Source organism: Halorubrum sp. AJ67 (genome assembly GCF_000513435.1).
In genome coordinates this window covers 3,485-23,403 of the sequence record NZ_CBVY010000006.1, presented here as the reverse complement: position 1 = coordinate 23,403, position 19,919 = coordinate 3,485, and the positions used below count along the sequence as shown (strand labels likewise).

25 protein-coding genes and 1 pseudogene are annotated in these 19,919 nt (G+C 50.2%); 15 read left to right on the top strand and 11 right to left on the bottom strand.

All coding sequences use genetic code 11. The features are described from left to right. Positions 1-41 precede the first annotated feature (41 nt). Positions 42-1,460 (bottom strand): helix-turn-helix domain-containing protein, encoded by a 1,419-nt coding sequence (locus BN903_RS15750; protein WP_195155743.1) that lies wholly within the window; start codon positions 1,458-1,460, stop codon positions 42-44. 155 nt (positions 1,461-1,615) lie between these two features. Here BN903_RS15750 and BN903_RS07315 point away from each other — a divergent pair, with 155 nt between their 5' ends. Next, the gene (locus BN903_RS07315; RefSeq protein ID WP_048077128.1) at positions 1,616-3,232 is read left to right on the top strand and encodes a hypothetical protein; all 1,617 of its coding nucleotides are present in this window, start codon (positions 1,616-1,618) and stop codon (positions 3,230-3,232) included. A gap of 152 nt (positions 3,233-3,384) precedes the next feature. Beyond that, complete coding sequence (locus tag BN903_RS16625) at positions 3,385-3,657, top strand: hypothetical protein (protein ID WP_228841059.1); 273 nt, start codon at positions 3,385-3,387, stop codon at positions 3,655-3,657. Positions 3,658-3,718: 61 nt separating this feature from the next. Here BN903_RS16625 and BN903_RS07305 read toward each other — a convergent pair whose 3' ends face one another. Further along, a complete protein-coding gene (locus BN903_RS07305; RefSeq protein ID WP_048077126.1) occupies positions 3,719-4,057 on the bottom strand; it encodes a hypothetical protein in 339 nt (112 codons plus the stop codon). Positions 4,058-4,448: 391 nt separating this feature from the next. Between BN903_RS07305 and BN903_RS07300 the strand changes: the two genes are divergently transcribed. Together BN903_RS07300 and BN903_RS07295 are read left to right on the top strand one after the other, a co-directional pair. Continuing rightward, positions 4,449-5,333, top strand: coding sequence for an IS1595 family transposase (locus BN903_RS07300; protein ID WP_048077125.1), 885 nt, complete (start codon positions 4,449-4,451; stop codon positions 5,331-5,333). A gap of 58 nt (positions 5,334-5,391) precedes the next feature. Continuing rightward, positions 5,392-5,649: an AbrB/MazE/SpoVT family DNA-binding domain-containing protein gene (locus BN903_RS07295; protein WP_048077124.1), complete on the top strand. Its 258-nt coding sequence runs from the start codon at positions 5,392-5,394 to the stop codon at positions 5,647-5,649. A 164-nt stretch (positions 5,650-5,813) separates the two neighbouring features. On the opposite strand, the gene BN903_RS16620 is transcribed toward BN903_RS07295, so the two are convergent. Continuing rightward, a complete protein-coding gene (locus tag BN903_RS16620; protein ID WP_154018087.1) occupies positions 5,814-6,098 on the bottom strand; it encodes a hypothetical protein in 285 nt (94 codons plus the stop codon). A gap of 226 nt (positions 6,099-6,324) precedes the next feature. Between BN903_RS16620 and BN903_RS07290 the strand changes: the two genes are divergently transcribed. Next, the gene (locus tag BN903_RS07290; protein WP_048077123.1) at positions 6,325-6,831 is read left to right on the top strand and encodes a hypothetical protein; all 507 of its coding nucleotides are present in this window, start codon (positions 6,325-6,327) and stop codon (positions 6,829-6,831) included. A gap of 351 nt (positions 6,832-7,182) precedes the next feature. Next, positions 7,183-7,764, top strand: coding sequence for a hypothetical protein (locus BN903_RS16615; RefSeq protein ID WP_154018086.1), 582 nt, complete (start codon positions 7,183-7,185; stop codon positions 7,762-7,764). A 139-nt stretch (positions 7,765-7,903) separates the two neighbouring features. On the opposite strand, the gene BN903_RS07285 is transcribed toward BN903_RS16615, so the two are convergent. The 3 genes from BN903_RS07285 to BN903_RS15740 all read right to left on the bottom strand — a co-directional run bounded on the left by BN903_RS07285 (position 7,904) and on the right by BN903_RS15740 (position 9,826). Further along, entirely contained in the window at positions 7,904-8,668 is a 765-nt protein-coding gene (locus BN903_RS07285) for a hypothetical protein (RefSeq protein ID WP_048077122.1), read from the bottom strand. 280 nt (positions 8,669-8,948) lie between these two features. Next, on the bottom strand, positions 8,949-9,668 hold the full coding sequence (locus BN903_RS15745) for a recombinase family protein (protein ID WP_079890608.1): 720 nt from the start codon (positions 9,666-9,668) through the stop codon (positions 8,949-8,951). Then, positions 9,665-9,826, bottom strand: a complete 162-nt coding sequence (locus tag BN903_RS15740; protein WP_228841058.1) for a hypothetical protein — start codon at positions 9,824-9,826, stop codon at positions 9,665-9,667. The genes BN903_RS15745 and BN903_RS15740 overlap by 4 nt, the downstream gene beginning before the upstream one ends. A 171-nt stretch (positions 9,827-9,997) precedes the next feature. Between BN903_RS15740 and BN903_RS07275 the strand changes: the two genes are divergently transcribed. From BN903_RS07275 to BN903_RS07265, 4 genes are all read left to right on the top strand, one after another. Continuing rightward, positions 9,998-10,297, top strand: coding sequence for a hypothetical protein (locus tag BN903_RS07275; protein WP_048077120.1), 300 nt, complete (start codon positions 9,998-10,000; stop codon positions 10,295-10,297). A gap of 411 nt (positions 10,298-10,708) precedes the next feature. Further along, entirely contained in the window at positions 10,709-10,846 is a 138-nt protein-coding gene (locus BN903_RS17350; protein ID WP_195155742.1) for a hypothetical protein, read from the top strand. 274 nt (positions 10,847-11,120) lie between these two features. Further along, entirely contained in the window at positions 11,121-11,825 is a 705-nt protein-coding gene (locus BN903_RS07270) for a hypothetical protein (RefSeq protein ID WP_048077119.1), read from the top strand. A gap of 82 nt (positions 11,826-11,907) precedes the next feature. Further along, a complete protein-coding gene (locus BN903_RS07265; RefSeq protein WP_048077118.1) occupies positions 11,908-12,132 on the top strand; it encodes a hypothetical protein in 225 nt (74 codons plus the stop codon). Positions 12,133-12,182: 50 nt separating this feature from the next. Here BN903_RS07265 and BN903_RS07260 read toward each other — a convergent pair whose 3' ends face one another. From BN903_RS07260 to BN903_RS18020, 3 genes and pseudogenes are all read right to left on the bottom strand, one after another. Next, positions 12,183-12,662 carry a Pycsar system effector family protein gene (locus tag BN903_RS07260; protein ID WP_154018084.1) on the bottom strand — a complete coding sequence of 160 codons (480 nt, stop codon included), beginning with the start codon at positions 12,660-12,662 and terminating at the stop codon, positions 12,183-12,185. A gap of 10 nt (positions 12,663-12,672) precedes the next feature. Further along, positions 12,673-13,422 (bottom strand): adenylate/guanylate cyclase domain-containing protein, encoded by a 750-nt coding sequence (locus BN903_RS07255; protein ID WP_048077116.1) that lies wholly within the window; start codon positions 13,420-13,422, stop codon positions 12,673-12,675. Positions 13,423-13,584: 162 nt separating this feature from the next. Next, a pseudogene (locus BN903_RS18020) lies at positions 13,585-13,901 on the bottom strand (RPA12/RPB9/RPC11 RNA polymerase family protein). A 368-nt stretch (positions 13,902-14,269) separates the two neighbouring features. Between BN903_RS18020 and BN903_RS07245 the strand changes: the two are divergent. From BN903_RS07245 to BN903_RS07235, 4 genes are all read left to right on the top strand, one after another. Continuing rightward, the gene (locus BN903_RS07245; RefSeq protein WP_048077115.1) at positions 14,270-15,040 is read left to right on the top strand and encodes a ParA family protein; all 771 of its coding nucleotides are present in this window, start codon (positions 14,270-14,272) and stop codon (positions 15,038-15,040) included. Further along, complete coding sequence (locus BN903_RS16610; RefSeq protein ID WP_154018083.1) at positions 15,033-15,452, top strand: hypothetical protein; 420 nt, start codon at positions 15,033-15,035, stop codon at positions 15,450-15,452. Before BN903_RS07245 ends, BN903_RS16610 begins: the two co-directional genes overlap by 8 nt. A gap of 175 nt (positions 15,453-15,627) precedes the next feature. Then, entirely contained in the window at positions 15,628-16,191 is a 564-nt protein-coding gene (locus tag BN903_RS07240) for a hypothetical protein (RefSeq protein WP_195155740.1), read from the top strand. Between the two features lie 400 nt (positions 16,192-16,591). Next, entirely contained in the window at positions 16,592-16,855 is a 264-nt protein-coding gene (locus BN903_RS07235; protein WP_048077113.1) for a hypothetical protein, read from the top strand. Between the two features lie 118 nt (positions 16,856-16,973). On the opposite strand, the gene BN903_RS16605 is transcribed toward BN903_RS07235, so the two are convergent. After that, positions 16,974-17,291: a hypothetical protein gene (locus BN903_RS16605; RefSeq protein ID WP_154018082.1), complete on the bottom strand. Its 318-nt coding sequence runs from the start codon at positions 17,289-17,291 to the stop codon at positions 16,974-16,976. A 167-nt stretch (positions 17,292-17,458) separates the two neighbouring features. Continuing rightward, entirely contained in the window at positions 17,459-19,102 is a 1,644-nt protein-coding gene (locus BN903_RS16600; RefSeq protein ID WP_154018081.1) for a hypothetical protein, read from the bottom strand. Positions 19,103-19,508: 406 nt separating this feature from the next. Between BN903_RS16600 and BN903_RS07225 the strand changes: the two genes are divergently transcribed. Further along, positions 19,509-19,919, top strand: a 411-nt coding sequence (locus tag BN903_RS07225) for a DsbA family protein (protein WP_048077196.1), incomplete at its 3' end; no start/stop codon positions are given.

Here is a 19,919-nt window from a genome sequence, read left to right as displayed (position 1 = left end):
AGTTCGTCAAGTTGAGAAGCTTGTAACAGCAATTACAGAACCTAAGTGCGTCGTTGACGACACCACCCCGAGATGAACAGAGTTTCCAGCAGAAGGTTCTTTGAGAATACAGTCATGCTGTCAAGTTCAACTACTCTGTCTTCGTTCTCCGTGTACCCTCCAGCTATCGAGAGGGGCAAGCGGTTGACTCCATCTAAGGGATTAATGAGGTACTCAGGGATACTTCCCTGAGTTTGATTTTCAAGCTCGTCTGTCCGGTGATAGTACGGATTATCGACTAACATTTGTTCCTGCGCATTGGGATGGGCACTGATGTCCACGACTTGAGGATTACTAAGATGCTGTGGTCGACCAGAGATTGTTAGTAACTGTTGACCACTCTGTTGTTTGTATACGTCTGGTTGTCTACCAAACTCCGAGAAGAACGAGTGATACGGACTATCATTGAAAGGTAGATCGGTAAAGACGAAGCCACACCTTGTTCGCATGAATTGACTATCCCTCCACTGAGTTTCAAACCAGAATATGCCACCCGGACAACTCGCATAGGCAACCGCGATTGGTTTTGGGTCCTCTGGAACAGCATTTGACACAGGAATTTCGTCGTGTGATTTGGTTAATAGCTCAATCGTGTTCTCGATATTTTCGAGGTCTTCTACGAACCATCGGTGGTCACGACCCATCACTTGTCGCTCACCTAATTTAATTGCGTATCCCAATCTCGATGGGATAAGGTCCCCAATAACCGTTTGTTCAAGTACATCAAATACGCGGGATATTTCTTCAGGTGTAGTCGCGTTTATTCGCTCCTCGACGTGGTACAGAACTGATTTGCCAAAATCATGGGAAAGTCCTGGTTCACCGAATACAACCATTGACGGTCCTTCTGTCGTTGTAATCAGCCAATTTCGCGGAGATTCCAGAGAAGGTGTGTCTTCCTGTCTATCGACATCGAGACTACTTTCTATTCGCTGTTCGATCTCAGACGCGAATATACTGTATTTCTCCCGTTCACGAGTTTGAAAGAATGACAGCATCTGGTCGCGACTCATCCTGTCCATACCATCGCCAATTCGGATCCATGGGACGTAGTCGCCCCCATTTTTGTATTGAATGGGTTTCTCTCGGGCTTCGTCCACGTCAATCCGAAGAACATGTTTTCCAGAATATTCTACGAAATTGAGGTCAAGAAGCTTTGAGATAGGTGGATTGGTGTATTCAAGTGCGGTGTGCGTAATGTGTTGAATAACTTCTGAATCCACGGAGAATCCCTGAATCAACAAACTTTCGTCTGATTCTTTCCTAATTCCGACAATCACTGTCCCGCCGTTTTGGTTAGCCATTGCCGAAAGGACCTTCACGAGCTTCTCCCGGCCACTCGATCTTTCGACTAATTCTTTTGATTTACAATCGAATTCTTCAGACTCTACACCAGGCTGAGAAGCAAATTGCTCAATCATTTGCCTGGTATCTCGCTCAAGACGCATACTCGATTTGCTTGCCCCCAATTCATAAGAGCCTACCTCATGCTTCAATGGATCTTCTAACTGGAAAGTCAGTCTACTACCAAGTTTTTTCATGACACCGACAGAATCATGAACAAAGAATCCCGCTCATGGAACAATCACATCTCTTTGAGAGAAGTGTAAGCCCGATCTACGTCTACTACCGGGAGATACAGAACTCCGACCTCCACAACCGGACAATCACCGAATCAGAGCCGGTTCAGAACTTCAACGAAGTTCTTGATGGGTTCGAGGCACAGACTGGGGAACACCACTTCTCGGAGTTAGATATGGAACCTAACCCCGAAATGCTCATTGGAGCAATTTTCGATACTTATCCCGAGCATGCCGACCAGAGCTGTGCCATGCTGGTTAACGACTTTTGTAGCAATATGATGACCAGCGCCCGACAACAAGGGAAGTACGCTGTTCTCATCGTTACCGCCGATTCAATCTTTATTTGCCATACCGACTCGAAACAGAAGTCGATCACGAAGAACGTCGACGTGATCGAACGGCTACTTGATACCGACAACGTGAACAAATACGCCGAGTTCCGTCAGCATGACGAGGAACTCATTGTCCGACACTATGAGCGTCATCAGACTAAATCGCTCTCAGGCTGGCTCGGTATCAGTGACTCTCAGATAGCATACAGGGATGCTGGTGAAGTACAGATTTTCACCGAGATAGATGGTTCCACCTGTGCATTCCAATATACGAGAGATGAATTTGAGGAGAAATTCCTCCTACCCGAAGGAAATCACCAACTCATCGAGGGAGTACTACGAACGCCAAATAACGAGTATAGCGTGACACAGGTTAAGTTCGGAAATCAGATCTATGATGATACAGAGAAATTTCTACAGGACTTCCACAGCCTCTACTACGAAGTCAAATCCTATCGGGAACACTTCAATCAAGTTGCCAGCTCGATGGAGCCGTTTCAGTCGAAGTTATACGATAACAAAAACTGTGTCACAGAAGGTAAGAACGGACGAAACCTTGTTCTGAAAGAGCATGACGATTTCAATATTGCCTTCGCCAGCAATAAGATCGAGATCGCGGAATCGTGGCTTGTCGATCTCACCCGGCAGTTTAACGATGGAACTGAGACACAGGTATATCACGCAGGAAGGCCATTCTCTAAAGACGCATTCCGAGTTGGTAGCTTCCAGATATTCAACGAGACAGACGCTCAAGACCTGGAAAAGCTGAACCACGTCTACGGGCGAATGCAGAAGGCAGGGACCAGCGATCAGCTCACCAATATCCTCTCTTATGTTATTTTCTCCGTTGCTTCGGAATGGGTGGAATCGCCCCTCAGTCACTTCTTCAGCCAGTTAGCGGGGAAATACAGCAAAAGGTTGGACGCTGAAGGAGTCATTCTGCGCGACGAGGACACAGTCATCGAGTTCAAAGCACGCGACTGGTTTACCAGTGCAGATGATGAAGACCAAATTGCAGATCGGATCTCAAAGGAAATTCACGGAGATACGCGGTTGTTAGTCGGCGGTATAGATGAAGAACAACAGCAAATCAAGCCCATTGATGGGGGCCGGTTCGACTCAGAACGTAATCAACGGATCCGAGAGAAAGTTATGGAACGGAATGGGAATTTGGACCACATCCATCTTCAAAAGGTCAATCTCCATAACGGCGACTGTCTCCTATTCATCTTTAGTACCCAGACAAACGATTTCGGTGGCCTCGAAGAAATCGTATAGCTAAGTACTACACTTTAGACTTCCAGCGGGTAACTGCTTGCTCTGATCGTTCTCGATCCTCCTCACTTCTTTCTCCTCAGATCTCTGTTCTTTCTTCTCACCACATCTGCTTTCTCGCCCTCTATGAAGACTTTTCCAGTCTCCTGTTCACCGTGAACACCACGTCAACGGAAGGAGAATTGGCGGCTGCTGTTGAAGAAATTGATGCGGTAGAGATTGATGATGCCCAGTTCAGCCTCGGCGTGGAAGATGACCCTGGCGCTCCGCAGGATCTTGGGCGGCTTTCGCTCTACACCATCGATAAACTGACCGAAGTGAGTGAAAGAGGTATTGAAGATAGTGTCAAGCAACCTGTTTCACGTGAGGAGGGTGTCAAGAAGGTTGAAGAATGGGTACGGAGTAACGAGGAGCTGAAGTCGATGTGAATTGCCTGAGTCACTGAAGCGGTAGTAGCCAGTCGTTTTCTGGTAGCGGTTTCGCAAAACCTCATTCGGCTTTACTGCGGTTCTCACGGACCCCGAGACACGAGAGGAACTCTCGGAGTACAGACTCTGACTCAATTTCTCCCAAGTCAACCATTAGCGGGGTACCCTCTATCGGCACAGTGTACATCGCTTCCATCGTTTGCTCTTGGAACCCGAAATCTTGGAGATTGAGTACGCACTCGACTCGGTAGTCCGGATCGATCTCTAAGACCGCGAGACGTTTTCCGTGGGGTCCTTTGTCTCGTTCGGCGATGTACAGGCTTACAGCGTATCCTGCAGTAACCGCGTCCTTGATCTGTACGAGTGGTGGGATTTGGGCTTCAATTTGTGATGTCATCATATATTTATCCATGATCTTGTAATTTAAACCCTCGATAGAATATGCCGTTATTCACCAAGCTGGAAGTCACTGACTATCCCCAGTGACAATGAGACGCGATAATTGAACACGCCGACCAGTTACACACCTAGCCCAAGTTCGGCTCCAGTGACTACACCTGTGTGGATCCATCCGTCTAATCAGCGACGATCTGCTCAGCCATACTACCCTAATAAAATAACACGTTAGTGTCCAACCTGAACGATAACTCCAGATTGTTCCCACCCCACACCGCGACTCAACTCATACTAAAAACGAAGTACGCTCTTCTGTAGGAGATTGTTGATACTGCTGAGCTGTAGCTGCCGAGTCGAAGAGGACAAGGACACCGCGTCAGCGGTGTCCGACACGGATGATTCCGCTAGATGTGTTTGGGTCGGAATCGGTCGCAGCGGACCTGCTCCAACAGGTTCGCTGGCGTGACGGTGTTTCCTGTCCTCGCTGCCGTTCTGACCGAACGGTCAGAAACGGCAGCTATGGACACTTTCAACGGTATCTCTGTAAGGATTGCGACCGCACGTTCAACGATAAGACCGGCACGATCTTCGCTCATTCGAAGATTGCGCTCCGCAAATGGTTGTTCTCGATCTACGCGTTTTTGCGGTTTAACACGAGTCTCAGACAGTTACAGTGCGAAATCGAGGTCACCTACAAAACGATCCACAGGCGTGTCGAGCGCTTCACCGAAGCGCTCGACGCGCCGTCACTCGATCTCCGTGGCCCGGTTGAAATTGACGAGTTCTACGTCTCTGCCGGCCTAAAAGGCCGCGAGCGCGACCGCTGGTCGCGCTCTCGTGGCCTCTCTCGACGCGGGCGCGGGACGTATGAACAGGACAAACCGCCGGTGTTCGTCCTCGTGGATCGCGGCACCGAGCGGCGGTACATCGTGCCGGCGAAATCTGCAGACGAATCGACGATTCGGCTCCTGCTGGCTGACCGCCAGCAGGAGCCTCTCACCGTCTATACCGACGGATTTCGCGCGTACGATCCGCTTGAGGAAGACGAGAGCTTCGACCGGGAATACGTCGTTCACGGAGACGGTGAGTACGCCGCCGACACGGTCCACGTGAACACGTGCGAGAGCCACGCGTCGCTGGCGCGACGGTGGCTCTCGCCGCATCGAGGCATCTCAAAAGACCGTCTCACACAGTATTTCCGAGCGTTCCAACTCAGACGAGAACTCTACCGCAAACCCGGACGAGAAGCGCTCAAACATGCCGTCAAAGCCACTCTCTGAAATCAACAATGTGCTACACAAGAGCGAACGAAGTATTACCGGCCCATACCTATTACATATGAGCGATTCAGAAAACGGAACAACCGTCAACGTTACGAGCAAAGGGCAAGCGACAATCCCCAAAGAATTCCGCGACAAGCTCCACATTGACACGCCGGGACGCGTTCGGTTTGTCGAGGCTGACGGGGAGATCGTGGTCAAACCCGTGAAACGCCCCTCGGAGATACGCGGGGCGCTCGCAGCCGAAGAAACCGACGGAGAAACGTCGGCTACGAAGATGCTTCTGAAGGCACGGAAGCGAGATTCAGACGGTTAGCCGTGTACTCGGGGACAGGGTTTCAGTTACTCGGCAAGATGCAACCGACATGGCCAAGACCAAGCACACGGACACGTTCCACGCAATCCTCGACGCCGCCGCGCGTTCGTTCATGCGTGTGTTCGTGATGCCTTGAGGGGCGCTCTCTACGGTCGCTTCCGTCATCAATCAGCAATACAGCGATGACAGCTACAGCTTTTCTGGGGGTGATTGGTCTCTTCAGTCCAGACTTCTCCTCTTGTTTTTATTCTCCTATTCCCCTTCCGTGACCCCTTCTCTTCTTTCCGCTCTTGACTCTCCTCTCCTTCTTCTCTCCCACCTTTTTCTCCTCTCTTCTTCGTCTCCCTTTCACCTCTCCTCTTCTCGCTCTCGCTCTCTCTCGCCCCGTTTTCCTCTTGATCTCTGATCTTTCTCTCTGTCTTTCTCCTGATTTTCCTTTCCTCCCTCATTTCCCGCCTTAGTATACGAGGCGTTTTGTCGCGTTACGTGCGTCGGCTCGTGATCTATTGTAAATTGGTTGCGTTTTGCGATCGACGCGCAACACGCTACCGTTACGCGCAACCCGGTGAGTGTGTGAATGATATACTCTCCTGTTTTCTGATCGGTTCAATACGCGGTTCGCGTAGAATTCTGCCCAACTCTTATACCGACTTCTTCTACACACCCGAATATAGAATGAAACACAACGGAACAAATCTTGATGGAGATTCACTGCGTGTCTTAGATGCGCTGTACCGCCAAGACGACCACCGACTCAACACCAGCGAAGTCCGATCAGTCACGGGCATCGAAAGCAACGACCGCGCACGTCGACGGATCGAAAAACTCGGAGCTGCCGAACTCGCGGATATTGATAAGGACGAACGCGCGTCGACGCCGATTCCCCCGAAGCGGGCGACACTCACCGAGGAAGGCGTGGAAAAGGCTGAGGAATGGGATCTCGATCCGAATTCGACAGACATCCGTTCACCAGAAGCTCGGCTTCAGAGAGTTGAGCGCCGCCTCAACGATCTCGAAGAACGGTTCGATCAACTTGAGTCGGCTGCGACCCGAAATCCAGACCGGATTCCAGAGCTGTTAGAAACGCGGCGTTTGGTCGCCACACTAAGTGAGTATGTAGTGACGGAATTAGACGCAGATCTCGGAGTATATTACCCGCTCAAGGATAATCTTGAGCCGTGAGCTACGGGGTCTCTGGTTCTGTTGGAATTTCATTTCCCAAACAGAGGTCTGTATGAAGAAGCCAGCCAGTGTAAGTAGTAACTGAGTTAGATGGAGATCCCGCACGATATTTTTCAGCGGAGCGGGCGGAATGGACGGAGTAGGTAAAACAGGTGGAACACACTTGGCTCAATTCGAAAAGTCGGTATCTGAATTGAGTGACTAACGACCCTATCCTATTTTGTGACTTTCGTTTTTGGAGACTCCAGAGACACACATACATACACAAAACGTGCTACCAAACGGCAGAATTGTGAAAATAACTGGAATAATTTGGAAAATCTTTTTACGTATGTGTAGGTATGTGCGTGTATGGGTTCATCAAACTCTGACCCAGAAAAGATAGTAGAGCAGCAGCCGGTGCCCAAATGTATCGGGAAAAGATGGGAAGAAGCAGTCCGTAATTCATTGATTAGGGCAGGATACAAGGCCGAACGAACTGCGTGGTTATGGGGGTTTGAAGGCGACGTGATTGCGCGGTATCAAGGAGAAAACCAGCCACAGAAATTATACGTTCAGTGTAAATATACAGAGACTGACGAAAAAATCATGCCGAAGGATATGTGGAGGTTGATTGCATTTTCGTTCTCGCTACATGCGGAGCCGGTGTTAGCTACGAATATGTGCCTAACCGGGGATGCGGAGGAGATTGCTGAAAGCTGGAAGGTACGTATCCTAAGGCCATCGTCACTTGATCGACCCGACCGGATTAAACCACATAGTACCGAAAACAGATCCCGGAATCTCGACCAGTTCCCTGACTTGATGGAATCTGATGTTCCACTATCCGACGTCGTAGCTCCACGGTATTCTCATAGAGATTTGGTAGGTGACCGGGAGATCGTTTTCCAAAGAAAGAAAACGGATTTTCCAAGTGAACGCTGGTGGATGTGAGCAAAATCTCGGGAGTACAGGATTAAAGATTGTTTACTGCCCCTCCGAGCTTAGATGCCCCAAAGCTCATACATTGTTTGAATGTAAGTTTATTTGACTTCGTTTGGACATCGTACTACCCGTGATCACTGTAGGCGGATTATTCAGTGAGCAGTTCTAACAAGACCTCTGCTCGGGAATAGATGACCCGGTTAGCATCCCCAGATTTCATTCCATCAATGGGTCCCACGCCACTATCACCTGCGTGAATGCCGACGAGGCTCTCACCGAGAATGGGAGAACCGCTCAGCCCAGTGTATTCACCCTCAGCACCCGGATCTACTCCGGCTAATACAATCGTTGGCATCGGATCCGTTGAGTCAAGAGGATTCATCAAAGACAATTTTCGTGGGAGTCCCAGCTGGCGACGATAGATGTCAACATCGTGTTCCTGCTCCGGAGAGGGGAATGAGATACCATCATAACCTACAACATCAATCTCGTCCTCCGTGGGAGGCTCACTAATGATGTCGTCTTCAGTCCAGACGCAGTACCCGTATTCAGTGGGGTCAAAATCCACGAGAACACCGATAACATCAATATCCGGGGTCTGACGAACGTCTTCTGCTTCTCGGATGTCCGTCTGGAACACGTCCCAATCAGCGTCGTTTCGGAGATAGATCGTAATCTCGGGGAGTGTTCTCTCCGAAGTGAAAATTGTCTGAGACTGCCCATCCGGAAGCCTTTGCGAAAGTTCGGTCGGAAGTACGTTGTGACGTGCTGTGACAAGGAACGTCCCAGCGTCCGTCTTGAAAAAGAACCCAGTCGCACGATAGTAGTCGCCGCAGACGATGGGGCAACTGACTTTAGCATCGACTTCTGCACGCTCCGGCTGACCGCTTGAGAGAGAGCGACTCTTAGACATTACAAAAGGCGCTCTGGTTGTCTTGAATTTAAACCACAGGTAGAATTCACCTCTTCGTTGGAGGTTGGGGAGATCAGAACAAAAAGAGAGATATGGCAGCTGACCGCTTGCTTCAAGCCACAAGTCCGTAGTTCATCGACTGCGAGGAGTCTACTCATCAAATACCTGCTTCAGAATCAGCCAGTTGAGGACGCATTATGAGGTACTGACTCTGCTCCAGTTCAGTGACTGCAGCTACCCACATAATTCGGTGGTTCGATCAAAAGTCGCAGTCACTGCGTTAATCTGCACTGGAAACAGCAGGGTGATCAGCATCTAACCGCGTCAGGTACAATTCACGGTTGTCTCGTACTATTTTTCCGACACCACTCTTCGACACATCCTCGATTTCTTTGGCTATTCCACGGTATGACTCGCCCTGCTCGTGGAGTACAAAAACCTGCTCAATAGTCGACCACTCCTTTTGATCTTTTATCAGAAACTGACCATCATCGTCAAACTGGAGTCCGAACGGAGGCGCTCCCTGCCAATACCCTTTCTCAACTCGGTGTTCGACAGCTTGTTTTGCACGCTCTATCTCTTTGCGCTTCACACGAGATTCGACAGCACGCTGGATACTGAATGTCAATCGGTCCTGTGGCACGTCAACTACGAATTCGAGGTCACAAGCGCCTTCCAGAGCGGCGTGTTCGATGACGTGAAAATAATGGTCTCGGGCAATGCGCGTATCATCATGTGCGATCAGGTAGTCCCAGATCCCGCTGCGAAGATTCTCGATGAGTTCCTGTATGCGAGGATGATCGTCCAACCGGTCTTCTGATTCGTTCTTGTGGAACAAAGAGAACCCTGTACAGTTTCCGAGGTCGATTGTGTCGAGGTTAGTGTCGGGATCGATTCCAAGGTCGTCAGCGAGTTTTCGGGTCGATTCACGCTGCTGTTTGAGAGAGATGCTGTCTTCCGATCCCTGCGACTGCCGGATGATTCTGACAGCCCTGTTCATTCGTCTATCTTTGTGATACTGAGCTTCTTCGACGATTCAACCGACCACTCCACCTTTTTATCGGAGAGATCCATCGCGTCGCCCAGGGCTTTCGGAACTCGCAATCTGTAGTAGCCATCACTGTCTTGGACAACGGTAGTTTTCTTGGTTTCGGGCATAGTCGCTATTGTGTACAACTCTGTACCCATACTTGGATCTATTGGGTGTGGACTCGGGATTCCCCTACCGTGGACACATTAGTCGCGGTGCGCAGCACAGGTAGCTGGGATCATGTCATAGTATCACGTACCATCCCATTCCTAATCCGTGAAGCACACGAATGATACTTCATGACAAGCACCAACGAAATCAAGAACACCGTAACCTTCCAGAAGATTCTCGATGCCGCCAACCACCGAGACGACATCCGGGTATTCCGCCGAGAACACGGCGATGAAAAGCTCGCAGAAGCTCTCGAAGTGACGATTGGCTATTTGAACGCGGAGATGACGAGGAGAATGGCGGCTACAGAACTGGGAGTCAGCAATTACACAGGAATCACGATAACAAATGAAATCGAAGAGGTGGTGCGGGATATGTACCGGGAGGATCCGTGGCTTGACGATCAGCTCCGAAACGGAATCAACTAAAATCCCGTTAGAGTCACTGAAACCCACGATTAAACTCTTAAATCGGTGTCCTAAAGACTCCAGACGTTGGCAGCAACTTCCAACCCAGATACCACTTCGACTTGGAATCAGTAAACGGGAACGTGGCTCGGGTGCGTGTAGGAGGCAGCCCGGCTAAATCAGTGTCACACGTCCCCACCTACTCGTATATCTGATTGACATATAACCCACAGGAAGAATTCAGTCACGGGCTTTTGTTTTGCGAGTAATAGTCGATTGCGTCGGTGACCAGCGACAGTCGATATTCCACAAGCTCCGACTCTCGCCCGGATATGTCTTCGTCGTTGAGTTGAGAACGTAGCTCTGTTTTAGCTGAAGTAACTCCTCGTGAGTGTGATTTTCTAAGAGGTCACGGAGTGTTTTCATTCGGGTGTGGAGCAGGTCTGGCGAATAGACCGGTGTTCCATCTTGCTCCGATTTCAGAAGTACATTCAGATCACTGAGTCGATCCAGATACTCGCGCGCTGTTACCTCACAGACACAAGCCTCATCCGCAATATGTTGTACTGACCGAGGCTGAGAAACAGTACTGGAGATTAACCGTACCCGGTCGTATACAGTCGTCTGCTCCACCCACTTATGTATACCATCGGTGGATTCCATACACCGACCCAGTGACTCCGGGGAAATGAATTCAGCTCCCGGAAACACAGTGATTCAGCCCTGAATGGCTCTGTTTAAATCCTCTTTTTCAGACATATTCACATCTGAAACAGCCGTAAGATCTCCCCTGTATATTCAATGATGGGTTAGAAATTAGTGGTGATGAGATTAGAGTTCGTTAATGAACTTGACTCGGTCTCACTGGCTGATTGTTTTCGGGGTAGCAGTGTTCTTAACGGCTCTCCCTCTTGTCTTTCTTGAATTTGGCCGTATAGGATTGGAGGCTCTATCGATTGTTGCAAGCACTCTTCTCACATTGGGACTTGTAATATTGTACCAACAGCAGCACCGCGTTCTCCGGTATCAACAAATACCCCAACTGGAGATTAGCGAGTTCAATATGACGGACAATTTCGAATTCATCCAGGTAGATGTCTCAAATGTAGGAGGCGGCCCTGCAACATCAATGGATTTGAGAATCGACCTCTATGAACTAAGCGGGGAAGGACCAGTCCAGACCGCCCATGGAGGGTTACGTAGGATTGAGTCACTTGGTGATGGGACAGAGAAGAAGACAAGAGCATCCTCAATCCGCCCATCCGAGATTAACATCAGCTTTGAGGCGGAGTCTAAAGGAGTACTCGGTAGTGGGTCACGCACCCAGAACCAAGATTCGCTCGCCAGTATCGTAGCGTCCGAATTAGAGAAGGATAGAGATGTTATCTACGGGAAACTTTCCATCGAGTACATAAACAAATTTTCGGAGAATGATGCTTTCGAGGCAGATTTCTCGCTCAAGTTTACTCAACACAATGACCTGAAGTACGAAGTATTTGATTTCCAGCCGTGGGAAGACGACCACCAACATCCCGCACTGGGTGGTTGATTCACGACCTATACTGACCGCAGGGGGAGGCAAACATATTCTACAGAACTTTTAACTAAATCCTACAGAAACGCTGTATCAGATGGATACGTCCCACATCCACTCCGAAGTCATCCCTGAGATAGTTGAGTCGTACGATGGTGAACTCAATCAGGATGGTGACGTGCCAGTCCGTGCAGTACGGACTATCCTCGTCGATGAACACGGACTGACCGAGCAGGAGGCCTACGATGTGACGAACGTGAGTGGTCCGAATGGGATCGATATTGAGGTCACCAATACGGGCGGCGTGGTGCTTCTCGGATAACTACGACTATTCCCAACCTCGATGAATTCTCTTTAACTCTCTCTGTTGGTCTACGTGACGTACAAACCTCCTCCAATGCTCGCAAGCAGTATCATCAGGATTGTTGCCCGGAGAGACCAACGAAGATAGCCGTACTTTTTGTCCGCTACTTTAGCGAGCATATAGTTCTGCGTAACCACCTCTCCGTCAACATCTGACTCCGAGAAATTGTCGAATGCTGCTTGGAACTCCTCGGGTGAGTCGTGGGCCATAATATTCCCCCAGAAAATGAACCCCTTATCGGGACTCGGTGTTCGGGGATAAATGACGACGATGGCGAGACCGGCAGCAATGATACCCGCCACTGCCGTCCCAAGACTAAACCAGTACAGGGCGTCTCCGGTTGTATTGACTATACCTTTTGCGGCAGTGGCAGTAAGACCGAGGAAGGCAAGTTGGCCGGTGAGGAGAATTGACGCTTTTTGATCGGCTGCCGCGATATATTTATTTAAATGGTCCCGAGTTTGTACCGCCAGTTCAGCCTTGGTCATACCAGCCATCTTATTTTAGATTATCCCACTCTGTAGCGGCCCAACCACCTGTGAACGCATAGTAATGGGTGTCTTCCCACCCGCTTGAGTCGCTCCCCCACCGATAATTTCCGAACGACCCTTTATCGGTGAGGTATTCAGCCCATCCGCAGTCTGGACTAAGGGATTTGCGTAGCCCGTGACTCACGAAGTATTCATGACCATCGGCTTTGTCCTCCAATTTGGACGCAACATTAGCCACGGTTCCGACTGCAGTCCGTCTGTTAAGACTATGTACACCAATACGGGAGATATAGACTGTTCCGAAGGCTGCCCCTGCTTTAATCTGGATTGGCTCAATTCCATAGTCCTCAAGACACGGGTTCACATAGTTCGCCAACACCAGTTTCACGTCAGCAAGATACTCCAACACATCATGAGCGGTTTGAGCATCTTCTTGCCCGGCACCAAAATACACCAATATTCCGTCTCCTGTATTCTTCTCAAAGAATCCATCATTCTCCTTAACAGTCTCCATCATCTCAGGGACAAACATATTGAGCATGAAGAGAACGTCCTCGTAATCGTTGCTACTGGCGTATTCTGTGAACCCAGCAATATCGAGGAAGACTATGCCAAGACGGAATTCCTTGGCCGACCCGATTGTCATATCTTCTAAATCGGGCATACTGTAACTGTTAGGAATGTGGTCTAATCGGTCTTCGATGTCGTCAGCCCGGTCTTCAACACGCTCTTCTACGTCATCTCTGTCAATACCCATTAATTTCCGTTTGTAAGGAGACGTCCTAATGATTTGGATCGAATAAATGGCGGTGTTCAGGTAAGGATTGAAGGCTCTGTTGAAATCCCCTTCTTCAGATATATTCTCGCAGAAACAGTTAGTCAAGTGCCTGTGAATTGATTAGTTTGGGCCACTGGGGAGTCAAGAATCGCGCCACTTGTGGCCGCATTCGATACAGGTGAACAGCCGAACCTCGTAGGAGCCGCCCGGCTTCGGCATCACCCCGGAGGTGGCGCGGTCACTGTCGCAGCCGTCCGCAGGACAGGCTCCTACACCGTCTCGATGGAGTCCTGGGTCGCGTCGGCCACAACCGGTGCCCCATCGTCCCACTGTCCGTCTCGGATCGCCATCACCGCCTCCGCTTGCGAGTCCCGCGACTACTCGTTCCCACAGGAGCGGCACATCCACGTGTCACCCTCTGTGTACATCATCGTACCACACTCGCCACAGAATCGGATGTTAAGGAGGAATACACAGTTGTCGAATATATGTGTTAACTCCCAATCTGCCGTGGATTTCAGGTAACTGTTCATGCTAACTGTACTGATCAATTTGGGAATCCTCTGTACTGAGCGATTCATGAGTCCCCTGTACTGACCGGTTCGTGAGCCTCCCGTACTGAGAAATTGAGGGCATCTATTAATTGCGGAGGATTTCATCAGAGCTACGATTCTAAATGCCTGCCTCCAGTGCATTTCCAGTCGCAACGAAGGGGTACCAGAATTCATGTATTCACAAAGATTGGGTGTCCGAAACCATCCAATCTGTTCAATGACTGGTGTCGTTGCTCCAGGGGTTTAAGCCCGGAAAGGCGATGCCGGATGGTATGCCTAATTCAAAGGCTTCCGTGATTTGTGTTGCGATGCAGAAAGGTGGCGTCGGTAAATCCACTACTGCAATCAATCTCGCTGGTGCGCTTGCAGTCACCGGTTCGGACGTTCTCTTCGTAGATCTTGACCCGCAAGGAAATGCCTCGGAAACACTTGGCTTTCGGGAGGAGTACATGAGCGAGAGTCAGGGTATCTATGACGCCCTCGTCGGTTCCAGTGACGGTGATCCCGACATCAATAATCTCGTTCAAGAACATGACGAGATGGATGTGATCCCAGCTCACCGCCAGATGGTCATGGCACGTCAGGACATCACAGATCCGACGAACCTCAGAGCATGGATTCAGAGCCAAGGGGGGAACTGGGACCATGTTGTGATTGACACGCCTCCATCACTCGGGCCAGTGACTGACAGTGCCGTCCTCGCCGGAGATGAACTCGTGCCAGTTGCCCAGGCGCGATCATCGTCGAAGCGATCAATCACCCTCCTGTTGGATCAACTCGATGAACTTGAGGATCATTTTGGTGGGGTGCCTGAGGTATCCGCTGTTGTGTGTAATGCAATCCGCCCTGATAGCGAATCTAAGGAGATGGTTTCGTGGTTGGACGACCTTGGTGTTCCGGTCGTTGGTATTCGAACTCGGGTGGCCCTACAGCGTGCTGAATCGGCGGGTGTGTCGACATTCGTGCATTCGGAGACGAGTGGCATGGAATCAGAGTATCGCCGGCTTGCAGAGGCAGTCATCGGGGGTTGTCGCGATGTCTGATGGCGATGAGAGTTCTCAGCGGGGAAAACGCACGCCAACTGAGCGAATGGATCGGTATGTAAGTTCCTCCGGAGAGACACCAGAAGCAGAAGAGACATCGAAGACAGGAGAAGCGTCAGAAACGTTGGAAGCGTCAGAAACGTCAGAAACGGAGGAGATCGTAGATCAAAATGGCACTTTTGAACCACGGTTACAGTGGGTCGGTGGAACATCCGTTCGAGACCGAGCGAATCTCAATTTCTATCTCCCCGACGAGATCAAAGCCAAAATCGAAGCTACGTACTTACAGCTCAATATTGAGTACCAACAGCAGTATGGAGAGAAATTAAAGAAACATGAACAGTACTATCCACACCTGCTTGAGCAAGGATTGAATGAGGACGATCTCCGGGAACAACTCGGACTGATCTGACAACGCTGTAGGGGAGAGAACCGTGCGTCTCCACGCCTGAAACTATATCAAGCCCAGTAACTATAGTCATGTTCTCCCCCAGAATTTTCGGTGTTTTTAATATTAGTCACTTTACTTATACTTTCACCATGGGCATGGCTCACTCTTACCCACCAGATCACTGTACTGGATAGTGATGGCCCCCACTGAAACAGACACAAACACACTCCCCAAATCGCTGAGAATCCTCAGCAAATACAACTTCACAGACGAAGTCACAGTCACAGCTCAGTCCATGCCCAGTGACTTCTTCATTCGACTCAACACGCTTCCCGGTGACCTACTCGTCCCCGGACTCATCTTCTTCGCCATCCGCGACACCAACTCGGAGATTCTGAATATCGGCAACACGATCAGCGGCCCACCCGCAGTCACTGGCATCATCGACCGCGACCGACTCACATCCCCCAAAAAGAAAACCATAGACGACATCGCCGCTCTTCCACGCACACTGGACATCCACCGCACCGACGATGCAAACCTTACTGAACTCGAAGTTGTCCATGAACAGCGCCCTGGTACGAAACTCGTGGGTAGTACAATCGCACGCACGATTGACGCGACGGAGTACGAGATCGTGAACGTCCAGACTCACGATCACCGTCGCGGAGTGAGCATATATCTACACGACCCCACGCACTCCAGCGACCATGACATTAATGAAGAACGGAAAACGCTCGCTGACCTGCTCACACGGTAGTTACCGAGATTCCTGGCTCAGTACTACAGGATCACAGCACGCACTTTGCGTAGCACAGGTGATTCAGTAGATGTGGGGCGGAATGGATGCGATAACTGCGCTACATCTAACCTATATATTTTGTACATGCTTGCTGACAACTTCCGGGAGTGGTCCAGCTCCGGCAGATTGTGTATACTCCTTCACGTACTGTCTGGGCATATCTTCGCTATATTAGCCGCTCAGGAGACGAGACAGAGACAGAGGAGAGGCTCTGTTTCTACGAACGTCCATTTTTGGTGCTTAGGCTCCTACTCAAAGATTGAATATCCAAAACTGCCGAACCTGCGCCGGTTTTGTTAATCCAGTTATTTCAACACCCTGATCACTATTATCACTACAACCGCCCTTCCCAGGTACGATGGTACAACAGCCAACGAACCGATTCCCGGTTCATGACAAGATCGATGTAATTGACGGAGAAACGGTGTACAAGAACGATTCTTGGTGGAAGGCAGTAATCCTCTCGGAGGGGTTTCGCGGTAGGGAGGTGAACATCTACGTCTGGCTCAATGAGGACAATGGGTGGACGCGGAAACAGAAGTATTCTGTAAAATCACGAGACGACTGGGAGTCCGACCGGAACCTCGTTGATGAATTCGTGGAGGCCCTACCTGAACCATAGGTAGCTCATCCATTTCCGAGAGTGGGTCACTCCTGGAACACGGTCGTTCGAACCGCCCATCATTTGTTGGGTCTGAATTGACACGCTGAATACAGGGCGCGTACCGACTACCCTGTATTTATTTTATTTCTATATCTGAGTCACAGTGAGGACACTGCAACGAGTCTTTCGTTGCCCCTGCCACGTAAACCGCAGAGCCACCGAGTAATGCGCCGACTGCTGCTAAGGGCCAACTTGCACTGGCTGCCGTTCCCAGCGCAGCAACTCCTGCAGACCCACCTAATGAGTAACCACCTGCACCGAAGAGAGCAGGAACAACCGCACTCCCTACAGTCATATATTTTCCTTTGAATTGTATGAGAGCGATCTCATCTTCACATGATTCACAGTTGAACTCGTTAAGTATGGACACGTCGTCCTGATCTATTTCGGTCATACAGAATGTTTTTCAAATTTACATAAATAGGTTTGGTATCGCATGTCAGTCGTTTGGGATCGAAGGAATTCTGAGCTTACGCTCTGTATTTAACAACGGACTCTTGTAACCTACTGAGGATTTCAACAGAGCTTCCCATTCCTATCTCATCAATACTGGGACTGAATTCATACGTAGTTAGTAGTCCAAGAGATCAGCTGTTTCTTGACCGAAGCCAGAAAACCAGTGCAGAGCTGGAGGATCGATGTTAGCTTACTCGTCTCTTGCCCTGTTTCGACCGCAGCCTGCTCTTTCAACCATTCATCTCGTGAGGTGCTTAACCTATTCTCTTTTACAGAAATCTTCAACAGGTGATGGTCATCTGTGGTAGTTTCGTTGTCAATCCAGTCAGGGATAGGTTGAGACTGGGATGCTGCGTTCGCTCGGAGCCATCCATCTCGGTCAAGACCACGCACCGGTACTGAAGCGTCCCGTATATGATCCGGCACTGAATGAGGATCAGACGGTATCGAGATTTCCGGATCGCCTCGCAGGGACTGCGAAAGGAAATAGACCTGCGTTTCAACGGCCCACAAGAGAGCCAGTTTCCAGTGACTCTTCCCTGCTTTTGTAGCACTCAAAACGCTATCGTTGTCCTGTCCAACATCCAAAAGCAATCGCGGTACCTCCATGAAGTACTCACGAATCGGAGTCTCATGCTCGCCGAAAATCCACATACCAGCTTCATCACGAGGTCCTCGGTCAGGACACCACCATGCCCACTGAACCTCAACTTCCTTACCTTGCTCTGCCGTGGAAGCCCAATAATTCTCTACCCAGTCACCGGGAAAATCGGGGGGTGAAATCCCCGGAAAGAAGATATGTAAATGCGGCAAGCCAGAATCTGTGAGCTGTAGTACCCCAACACGGTCTGGTGCGCCGTCAAACATTGGTTTCCTCCTCATACTGTCGATCAATTTCTGATGTGAGGAACGCAGATTCTGAAACGCATCAACAAACGAACTGAAGTGTTTTGGTGCCGTAGTCAGAGTCACTACAGTACCCACTCGAAACCCGAGCCGTGTTGCATTTTCAATCCCCTCACTGATTTTCGCGTATGGCTTACCAGCCTGTCGCGCATCAGTATACTTACTTCTAAATTGACCATCTCCATCGTTCATCTGCTTCTTTTTCCACTCAATGTCCTTGTCCAACATCCTAGCGTACCCCTTGCGAACCGAATCAGACTCAATTTCGAGAACCTTTCCCCCCATTCTCTTCAGTTCGTCTTTGGGACGGTCCCAATCACGACACTCATCATAAAATTCTTTTTCGGGGTATCTGGCTCTGAACCACTCCGTATCCCGGAGTTCGGAAATTCCCTTACCGACGTCAAGTACGCGCGGCGGTGCCCGAATACTTCTTGACGGGACCCATTCAAACAGGAATGATTCGTCGCGCACATCACCCTTAGGATGGTATATTCGACTGAACTCATCCCCAGAAATGCCGATCTCGTTGATTACTAAATGAACCAAGAGCGGAGTCGGGTGAGCATACAACCGATCGTTCGCTTGTATGGACTTTACAACCGCTACGATACCCTTGTTGTCGTTAAAGAATCTTTTTGCAAAGTCCTGCTCAGTTTCAAAATCCTGCTGAGTATGAGAGAGAGCTTCAGCAGCTGCACCCGCTGTTGTAACCCCACCCGCAAGTACGACGAATTTCGCGAGTCGATCCTTGTCTTCGGCCCGGGGATCTCCGCTCCAAGGTCTGGGGTCTTCATCTGTGTAAGGATTATCTACGGAGTCATTGTCGGAGGCGCGAATCATCTATGAGTCTACCCATCCCGCACGGTACGGTTGAATTTAAACCGTGACCTGGACGATACGTACAGCCAGTGATTGCAACAAGATACTCCGCAGTCACTGGCTTGTCTTCTGATGCCGGTAAGCGACGTGCTACGAGATGCTGTTAACGCTACTGTGGTTTTCCCCACAACTTTGGAGAATCGTTGTGAGATGAACCTGAACTATACTGAAAATGTGCCCGGGACACTACCCCGGATTCAACCAGAAACTCATGGAGTCTACCTAACTCCATATCAGCAGTGACGATCTTGGATCTTAAACCCCCGGAAGAAGCGATAATTAGAGAATACGTGCGGGATACAAATATGTCTGAAGAAGAGGACTCTCACAGAGCCAAGTAATTGAAGTTGGTTTTCGATGTTACTCAATACTCCGGCAACAATTACATCTTGATTGTAGATCTCTACCCTTCTGTTACCTCGGGCGGCAGTCGCTCGCGCGGTATCAGGAGACGCGCGAGGAGCCGCTCGCGATCGACTGGCACCCGTTCGACCTCCGGGCGGGCAAGCGCGGTCCGGACGGCGAGATCGACCACGACGCCGACGACGGCAAAGACGACGAGTACTACGAGCAGGCGAGAGAGAACGTCCGCCGCCTACAGAAGGAGTACGACGCGGAGATGACCGAGGAGCTCCGCACGGACGTCGACTCGCTGCCCGCCCAGATCGTCTCGGTCCGCGTGCGCGAGACCGCGCCCGACGCGTGGCTCGCGTTCGACGAGGCCGTCTTCGACGCGCTCTGGATCGACGGGCGCGACATCGGCGACCGCGACGTGCTC